The organism is Phenylobacterium sp. (genome assembly GCF_036821595.1).
Classification (GTDB): Bacteria; Pseudomonadota; Alphaproteobacteria; order Caulobacterales; family Caulobacteraceae; genus Phenylobacterium.
Map to the genome: position 1 here is coordinate 1 of NZ_DAISJG010000085.1, position 8216 is coordinate 8216.

Annotated in this window: 7 protein-coding genes and 1 tRNA gene; 4 read left to right on the forward strand and 4 right to left on the reverse strand. The window is 71.0% G+C overall.

All coding sequences use genetic code 11. From position 1 onward, the window contains the following. The 4 genes from V7Z97_RS18250 to V7Z97_RS18265 all read right to left on the reverse strand — a co-directional run. Window positions 1–1464, reverse strand: a 1464-nt coding sequence (locus tag V7Z97_RS18250; RefSeq protein WP_334164868.1) for a family 16 glycosylhydrolase, incomplete at its 3' end; no start/stop codon positions are given. Between the two features lie 126 nt (window positions 1465–1590). Beyond that, entirely contained in the window at window positions 1591–2490 is a 900-nt protein-coding gene (locus V7Z97_RS18255) for a TylF/MycF/NovP-related O-methyltransferase (protein ID WP_334164869.1), read from the reverse strand. 70 nt (window positions 2491–2560) lie between these two features. Further along, window positions 2561–2635, reverse strand: a tRNA-Val gene (locus V7Z97_RS18260). A 31-nt stretch (window positions 2636–2666) separates the two neighbouring features. Next, the gene (locus V7Z97_RS18265; RefSeq protein WP_334164870.1) at window positions 2667–3368 is read right to left on the reverse strand and encodes an HAD-IA family hydrolase; all 702 of its coding nucleotides are present in this window, start codon (window positions 3366–3368) and stop codon (window positions 2667–2669) included. Between the two features lie 87 nt (window positions 3369–3455). On the opposite strand from V7Z97_RS18265, the gene glmU reads away from it, so the two are divergent. Genes glmU through V7Z97_RS18285 form a run of 4 tightly spaced genes read left to right on the forward strand, consistent with a single transcriptional unit; the run spans window position 3456 to window position 8167 of the window. After that, complete coding sequence (gene glmU / locus V7Z97_RS18270; protein WP_334164871.1) at window positions 3456–4841, forward strand: bifunctional UDP-N-acetylglucosamine diphosphorylase/glucosamine-1-phosphate N-acetyltransferase GlmU; 1386 nt, start codon at window positions 3456–3458, stop codon at window positions 4839–4841. Then, window positions 4838–5524 (forward strand): ribose-5-phosphate isomerase RpiA, encoded by a 687-nt coding sequence (gene rpiA, locus V7Z97_RS18275; protein WP_334164872.1) that lies wholly within the window; start codon window positions 4838–4840, stop codon window positions 5522–5524. The genes glmU and rpiA overlap by 4 nt, the downstream gene beginning before the upstream one ends. Window positions 5525–5555: 31 nt before the next feature. After that, the gene (gene gor / locus V7Z97_RS18280) at window positions 5556–6941 is read left to right on the forward strand and encodes a glutathione-disulfide reductase (protein WP_334164873.1); all 1386 of its coding nucleotides are present in this window, start codon (window positions 5556–5558) and stop codon (window positions 6939–6941) included. Then, window positions 6938–8167 (forward strand): O-antigen ligase family protein, encoded by a 1230-nt coding sequence (locus tag V7Z97_RS18285; protein WP_334164874.1) that lies wholly within the window; start codon window positions 6938–6940, stop codon window positions 8165–8167. Before gor ends, V7Z97_RS18285 begins: the two co-directional genes overlap by 4 nt. The last annotated feature ends 49 nt before the right edge of the window (window positions 8168–8216 follow it).

Here is an 8216-nt window from a genome sequence, read left to right on the forward strand (position 1 = left end):
CTCCGAGGCGCCGGCCGCCAGCCGTTCGGTGGCGAAGGCGGGGCCGCGCGGGTCGGCCGCGTCGCCCAGCGCATAGGCGCGGATGTAGTCGATCCGCATCTCGGCGGGCAGGGCGCCGCGGTCCACCGCGCCCGCCCAGCCGCCGAGCGCCAGGTTGGCCAGCATGAACATCGGCTTGTGCATGTCGGCCGGGGTCGCCTGGCTGAACACCTGCACCCCGTCCACGTACCAGACGAGCTCGGCCTTGGTCCAAAGCACCCCGAAGGTATGGAAGCCCTCCGAGCCGCCGGGCGTGTAGGAGGCGACGCCCTTCGACGTGTGGCCTCCGGTGGCGTTGGAGTGCGCCGTGGTCCAGGTGGCGTTCGGGTCGTGGCCCAGCACCTCCATGACGTCCAGCTCCGGCGGCCACGAGCCGTCGGCCGGCAGCAGCCAGAAGGCCGGCCAGGCGCCGGCCCCCGACGGCAGGTCCACGCGCATTTCGAAGTAGCCGTAGGTCTGGGCGAAGCTCGGCTTGGTGGTGATCAGGCCCGAGGTGTAGCCGTAGCCGAAGATCTCGCCGTTGGTCGAAGGTCGGGCCCAGATGGAAAGCGTTCCGTCGGCGTTGGAGACGAACGGGCTCTCGGCGAAGTCCCCGGCGTGGTCGCGGAAATAGGGCGAGGTGTAGATCTGCTTCTCGTCGTTGGAGACGAGCGTGTAGCTGCCCACCCCTTGCGAGCCCTGGTAGCCGTAGTCCGGCCGCCAGACGCCGGCGGGGTTGCTCTCCTTGTCCCACAGCGACAGCGCGCCGGTGAACTCGTCGGCGAAGGTCTGGGCGCCCAGCCGGGCGAGGTCGAGCTCGAGCTGGAAGTTCGTCGCCTTGAGCTGGTCGACGGTGAGGTTGCGGAACATCAGGCCGTCGCCGTCGCCGAGGTCCAGCTTCACGTCCGCGCCGACCTGGGTGAGGTTGGCCTGCACCTGGGCGAAGGTCGTGAACCCGGCCTTCAGGCGCAGCACGTCCTCGGCGGCGCTGAAGTCCTGGATGACGTCGTTGCCTTCCCCCTTGTAGACGATGAAGACGTCGGCGCCGGCTCCGCCGATCAGCACGTCCTGTCCCGCGCCTCCGTAGAGCTGCTGGCTCTCGACCCCGCCCTCGACGATGTTGTCCTTGGCGTTGCCGGCCGCATAGAGGCCGTTGTTCGCCACCCGGACGTTCTCCACCTCCGGCAGGCGGGAGAGGTCGATGCTCTGCCAGCCCGCGACGGTGTCGATCCCGCCGCCCGCGAGTTCCACGATCTCGATGCCGAAGCCCTGCAGGTAGTAGGTGTCGTCGCCCGCGCCGCCGATCAGGCGGTCGCCGTCGCCGCCCCAGAATTCCTCGGCCACACTGGTCCCCGTGAAGGTCTCGGCCTTCGCCGTGGTGTAGAACCCGGTGCGCGGCGCCGCGCTGACGAGCGCCAGCGCGCCGTCGTACTTGTAGATGGCCATGTTGTGGACTCCCCGCGAACTTGTCTCGGCGAAGCTAGCCGGCCACGGGCCGGGAACTACGCGCGGAAGGTCGCAGGTCGATTACGCCGCAGCCGGATCATCCTCGCCTGCGCGGGACCGCCGTCCCTAGCGCTTCACGTACAGCCCCTGGCCGGTGGGCAGCGGCAGAACCTGACGGCCGCGGGCGGCGAACCAGGCCTTCTCGGCGTCATGTTGGGCGTGGGCGGTCGCCCAGCAGTAGTCGTCGAACAGGATGATCCCGCCCGGCGAGATCCGCTCGTACAGCGCGTCCAGCGCCTGCACCTCCGCCGTGGCGTTGTTGAGGTCCATGTGCAGGAACGAGATCCGCTCCGGCGCATCGTCGGTAAGGACTTCCGGCACGCGCCCCTTGATCACCCGGATATTCGGGAATGGCGCGAACCGTTCGGCGACCTCCTCGTAGGAGAAGGTGCCCTTGTAGGCCTCGCGGTTCGCCTGCTCCCAACCGGGATCGAGCTGATCGTCGGGTATGCCGTCGAAGGTGTCGTAGAGCCGCCAGGTCTTCGGCCAGGCCGCGAACTCCACGTACTCGGCCACGAACAGTGTCGTGTGGCCCTTGAAGACGCCAAGTTCGACGAGGTCGCCTTCGACATCCTTCGTCTCCTGCACCGCCCATAGCGCCGTCTGCAGGTTCCAGTGCCAGTTCGACATCGGCAGGAGCTTGGCGTGACGGTCGGCGAGCTCCACGAACCGGGGATCCTCGAAGAACGGCAGCCGCTTGTTCCAGGTGGCCAGGCCGGAACCCACGAACACCGGCCGTCCGGCCTTCTCCAGCTCCTCGGCCACGGCGAACAGGGTGGTCGCCTCCGGAACCGGGTTGGCCGCGAGGCCGTGGCGGGTGCGCAGTTCGCCCGGCGGCTGGGCCATCGGCCGCATGGCGAGCGCATAGAGCTGCGCCGCCGTCCCGTAGCGTCCGGCCCGCAGCAGCCCGTCGGCCATGGCCAGCACCTGCTCGGTGCTCAGCTGGCTGAAGTTGATGTTGTGCAAGACCGGCCTCCCTGGCGTCCGGCTGCGCGATTGCAGCGGCCGGAAGGCGGTGTCAACGAGGCGGAGGAAATGGTGGATGCGACAGGGATTGAACCTGTGACCCCCTCGGTGTGAACGAGGTGCTCTCCCGCTGAGCTACGCATCCGCCGGAAGGAGGGGGCGTATAGCGTGAGCCCTTACGGGCCGCAAGCGCCAAGGAGCTTCGCGCAGGCCGCCGGGAGTTCGTCGAAGTGATCGATGAGCACGTCCGGGGCGAGTTCGCTCACCGGCACCTCGGTGTAGCCGAAGCTGACCAGGATCAGGCCCGTCCCCGCCGCCCGCGCGGCGCCGGCGTCGGTGGCCGCGTCGCCCACCAGGACGGCTCGGTCCAGGCGTCCGCCGGCGGCGGCCACGGCGGCCTCGAGGTGGCGCGGGTCGGGCTTGGGCGCGGGCGCCGCGTCGGCCCCGGTGACGGCTTCGAACAGCCGCGAGAGGTCCAGCGCGTCGAGCAGGGAGACCGAAAGGCCGGTGAGCTTGTTGGTGCAGACACAGAGCCGGGCGCCGGCGGCCTTCATCGTCTCCAGCGCCTGCACCACGCCGGGATAGGGCCGGCTCTCGTCGGCGATGCGGGCGTGGTAGCGCAGGACGAACCGCTCGAAGAGCTCGGGCGCGCGCTCGGGCGGCAGGGGCGCCTCGGCCGCCTGGAAGCCACGCTCGATCAGCCAGCGCGCGCCGCGGCCGATGAACGGCCGGGCCTCGGCTATGGGCAGCGGCCGGACGCCCTCCTCCTCGAGCAGCAGGTTCAGCGTCCCGATCAGGTCCGGGGCGGTGTCGACCAGCGTGCCGTCGAGGTCGAAGGCCACCACGGCGCCTTCGAGCGGAGAGAGGTTGTCGGTCAAACGCAGGCGCTCCCGGGAACGGCGGCGGACGCTAGCCGCTTCTCGCGCCTGGCCACAAGGCTTGCTAAGGCTCGCCGCAGGAAGGCCGTGACTCGGACTGGGAGACGCCCGCAGATGACCGCCCGCGCCGCCGTGATCCTCGCCGCTGGGCAGGGCACGCGCATGAAGTCGCCGATCCCCAAGGTGCTGCACAAGGTCGGCGGCCGCAGCCACCTGGACCGGATGATAGACACCGTCCAGGCGGCCGGCTGCGAGCGCGTGGTGGTGGTGGTCGGGACCCACAGCCCCGCGGTGCGCGCCCTGGTGGAGAAGCGGCTGGGCGCCGACGCCGTCGCCGTCCAGACCGAGCCGCTCGGCACCGCCCACGCCGTGCTGGCGGCGAGGGACAACCTCGCCGGCTTCGACGGCGACGTGCTGATCACCTACGCCGACGCGCCCCTGCTCACCGCCCAGGACCTGGAGCCGCTGTTCGGCCTGCGCGCCAACGGCGTCGACCTCGCCATGCTGACCTTCGAGCCGGCGGACCCGCTGCTCTATGGCCGGGTGATCAAGGGCGCCGACGGCCATGTGATGCGCATCGTCGAGGCGCGCGACGCCACGCCCGAGGAGAGGGCCGTCCGCTGCTGCAACGCCGGCATGATGGCCGCCGACCGCGCGCGCCTGTTCGGCTGGCTGTCGAAGGTCGGCAACGCCAACGCCAAGGGCGAGTACTACCTGACCGACATCGTCGGCGTCGCGGTCCAGGAGCACGCCCTGGTGCGCGGCCACTCCGCCCCCGAATCGGCGGTGATGGGCTGCGACACCCCGGCCCAGCTCGCCCAGGCCGAGGCGATCTTCCAGCAGCGCCAGCGGACCCACTTCCTGGCCGAGGGCGTGACCATGCTCGCGCCGGAGACCGTCCACTTCTCCTGGGACACCCATCTGGCCCCGGGCGCCGTGGTCGAGCCGTTCGTGGTGTTCGCGCCCGGCGTCACCGTGGAGGAGGGCGCGGTGATCCGCGCCTTCAGCCACCTGGAGGGCTGCGTGGTCCGTGCGGGCGCTCTGATCGGCCCCTACGCGCGGCTGCGACCCGGGGCCGACATCGGCGCGGACGCCCACATCGGCAACTTCGTCGAGGTGAAGAACGTCAAGGTCGGCAAGGGCGCCAAGGCCAACCACCTGAGCTACCTGGGCGACGGCTCGGTGGGCGCCGGCGCGAACATCGGCGCGGGCACGATCTTCTGCAACTACGACGGCTTCTTCAAATACGAGACCCATGTGGGCGAGGGCGCCTTCATCGGCTCCAACACCGCGCTCGTGGCGCCGGTGAGCGTGGGTCCGGGCGGCATGACCGGTTCGGGCTCGGTGATCACCCAGGACGTGCCCGGCGACGCCCTGGCCCTGGAACGCGGCGGCCAGACCAACCGTCCGGGCTGGGCCGCGGAGTTCCGCACCCGCAAGGCGGCGGAAAAGGCTGCGAAGGGGAAGGCATGAGCGAGGCGGACGCACAGAAGAAGGCGGCCGGCGCGGCGGCTGCGGCCCTGGTCGAGAGCGGGATGGTGGTGGGCCTGGGCACCGGCTCCACCGCCGCCTGGTTCGTCCGCGCCCTCGGCGAGCGCGGGCTGGACGTCACCTGCGTGGCCACCTCCCTGGCCACGGAGGAGCTGGCGACGAGCGTCGGGCTGAAGGTCGCCCAGCTCGGCGAGACCCGCGAGATCGACCTCACCGTCGACGGCGCCGACGAGGTCGGCCCGGGCCTGGCGCTCATCAAGGGCGGCGGCGCGGCCCTGCTGCGGGAGAAGCTGGTGTGGGAGGCGTCCCGGCGCTGCGTGGTCATCGCCGACGCCGGCAAGGTGGTGAAGACCCTGGGCCGCTATCCGCTGCCGATCGAGGTGGTGGCGTTCGGCCACAAGACGATCGCCGCGCGGATCTGCGACGTCCTGGCCGAGTTCGAGATCGGCATGGCGCCGCGCCTGCGGGCGAAGGACGGCCAGCCCGTGAGAACCGACGGCGGCAACCTTATCTATGACGCGGCCTGCGGGCGGATCGAGGAGCCGGCGTCGCTCGCCGCGGCGCTGAAGAGCATCACCGGGGTCGTCGACCACGGCCTGTTCCTCGACCTGGCCGAACAGGCCCTGATCGGCGCGCCGGACGGCGTGACGACCCTGGAGCCGTAAGAGGGCCTGGAGCCCTGAGAAGGAGTGCGTCTTGGCGAAGTACGACTACGACCTCTTTGTGATCGGGGCCGGATCCGGCGGCGTGCGCGCCGCCCGCCTGGCCGCGCTGTCCGGCGCCAAGGTGGCCGTGGCCGAGGAACACCGGGTGGGCGGCACCTGCGTGATCCGCGGCTGTGTGCCCAAGAAGTTCATGGTCTACGCCTCGGAGTTCGCCCATCACTTCAAGACGGCCGAGGGCTACGGCTGGACGGTGGAGGGCGCGCGCTTCGACTGGCCGGCGTTCATCGCCGAAAAGGACAAGGAGATCGCCCGGCTCTCCGGCATCTATGTCCGCAACCTCCAGAACGCCGGCGCCGAACTGGTCCACAGCCGGGTCACCGTCGTCGACCCCCACACCGTCGAGAGCGCCGAGAAGGGCCGGGTCACGGCCGAGCGCATCCTGATCGCCACCGGCGGCCGCCCCTGGATGCCGAAGGAACTGACGGGGGTGGAGCACGCGATCACCTCCAACGAGGCCTTCCACCTGCCGACCCTGCCGAAGAGCATCGTCATCGCCGGCGGCGGCTACATCGCCATCGAGTTCGCCGGCATCTTCAACGGACTGGGCGTGGACACCACCATCGTCCACCGCGGGCCGAACCTGCTGCGCGGCTTCGACGACGACGTCCGCGCGCACGTGGCCGAGGAGATGGAGAAGCGCGGGATCAAGGTGCTCCTCGGCACCCAGCACAAGTCCATCGAGAAGCTGGGCGAAGGCCGCTTCGTCAGCCACTTCATCAGCGGCCACCACTGCGAGAGCGAGGTGGTCATGTTCGCCCTGGGCCGCGAGCCCTACACCCAGGGGCTGGGTCTCGAGAACGCCGGCGTGAAGCTCTCAGAGAACGGCGCCGTGGTGGTCGACGAGTACTCGAAGACCAATGTGGATTCGATCTGGGCCGTGGGCGACGTCACTGACCGGATCAACCTCACGCCGGTGGCGATCCGCGAGGGCCACGCCTTCGCCGACACCGAATTCTACGGCCGGCCCACGACCTTCGACCACGAGATGGTGGCCTCCGCCGTCTTCTCGCAGCCGCCGATCGGCTCGGTGGGGCTGTCGGAGGCCGACGCCCGGCACAAGTACGGCAAGGTGGACATCTACCTGACCCGCTTCCGGCCCATGAAGTACGCCTTCACCGGCGGCGACGAGCGGTGCCTGATGAAGCTGGTGGTGGACGCCGCCACCGACCGGGTGGTGGGCTGCCACGTGGTGGGCCCCGACGGCCCCGAAATGATCCAGATGGCCGCCATCGCCATGAAGATGGGCTCCACCAAGGCCCAGTGGGACGCCACCTGCGCCGTCCACCCGACCCTGGCCGAGGAACTGGTCACCCTGCGCGAGAAGCACGTGCCGCCGGGCCTGGGCCAGGCCGCATGATCCGGCTTCGGGGCTCCGCACGGAGCCCCCGGACGCCGGCGGCGGGCGAGGGGGGCGGGCTGGAGAGGTGGTGCGGCTGGGTGCTGGTCGGCGTGGCCTTGCTCACCCCGCTGCTGGCCTGGCTGGCCCAGCTGGGCTTCGCGCCCTTGTTGGCGCTCGCGGGCCTGCTCACTCTGCCCGCCCTTCGCCCGACCCGGGAGGACCGGCCGGTGCTCGTCGTGCTGCTGGCCGTCGTGGCCTGGGCGGCGGCCTCCACGACCTGGAGCCCGCACACGCCGAAAAACCCCGAAGACTCCACCGCGCTGAAGCTCGCCCTGCAGCTCCCCCTCTACTGGAGCGCGATCCAGGGCGCCCGTCGCGCCAGCCCGCGGCTGCGCAACCTCGCCCTGCAGATTCTGGCGTGGGGGCTCGCCGGCCTCGGCCTGATGCTGATCTTCGAAGCCTTCACCGGCGGGGCGGTGTACCAGGCCCTTCACGGCCGCTTCGTGGAGCCGATCCGGCCCGACCTGGCCGGCCGCAACCTCGGCCGGGCGACCTTCGTCCTGGCGCTGCTGTGGCCGCTGGCGGCGGTCGGCGCCCTTCGGGCGGGGGGCGCGGGCTGGCTCGCCGCCCCGATGGCGGCGGGAACGGTGGTCGGCGCCATCGCCTTCAACGCCGACGCCCCCGCCATCGCCGTGGCCCTGGCCGCCGTGGTGGGCCTGGCGGTGCTGCGCTGGCCGGCCGATGCGCCCCGGGCGCTGGGCAGCCTGGCGGCGGTGCTGGTCATCGTCATGCCGGCGGTGGTCCTGGCCGGCCGGGCCGCGGCGCAGGCGCTGTCGATCGCGCCGGACCTGCCGCTCTCCTGGACCATGCGGCTGGGGTACTGGAGTCACGCGGCCGACTGGATCGGCGACCATCCCCTGCGCGGCTGGGGCCTGGAGGCCAGCCGCGAGTTCAGCCCCGGCATCGTGCTTCACCCCCACAACGGTCCGCTGCAGGTCTGGCTCGAGCTCGGCGCGGTCGGCGCACTCCTCGCCGCGGCGGTCTGGTGGCTGGCGCTCAGCCGGCTCACCCGCGACAAGCCTGACCTGATCGCCGCCGCGGCGGCCGCCTCGGCCATGGTCTACCTGCTGTTCTGGGTGGTGAACTTCGGCGTTTGGCAGGAGTGGTGGCTGGCCGCGGCCGCGCTCTGCGTCGCCCTCGCAGGTGCGATAAAAGGGCAAAACGTCCTTCGCCCATCGACCTGAGACCCTATTTAAGGGTAGAACCCGCCCCTTCCGCTCCCTCGGGGGGAGC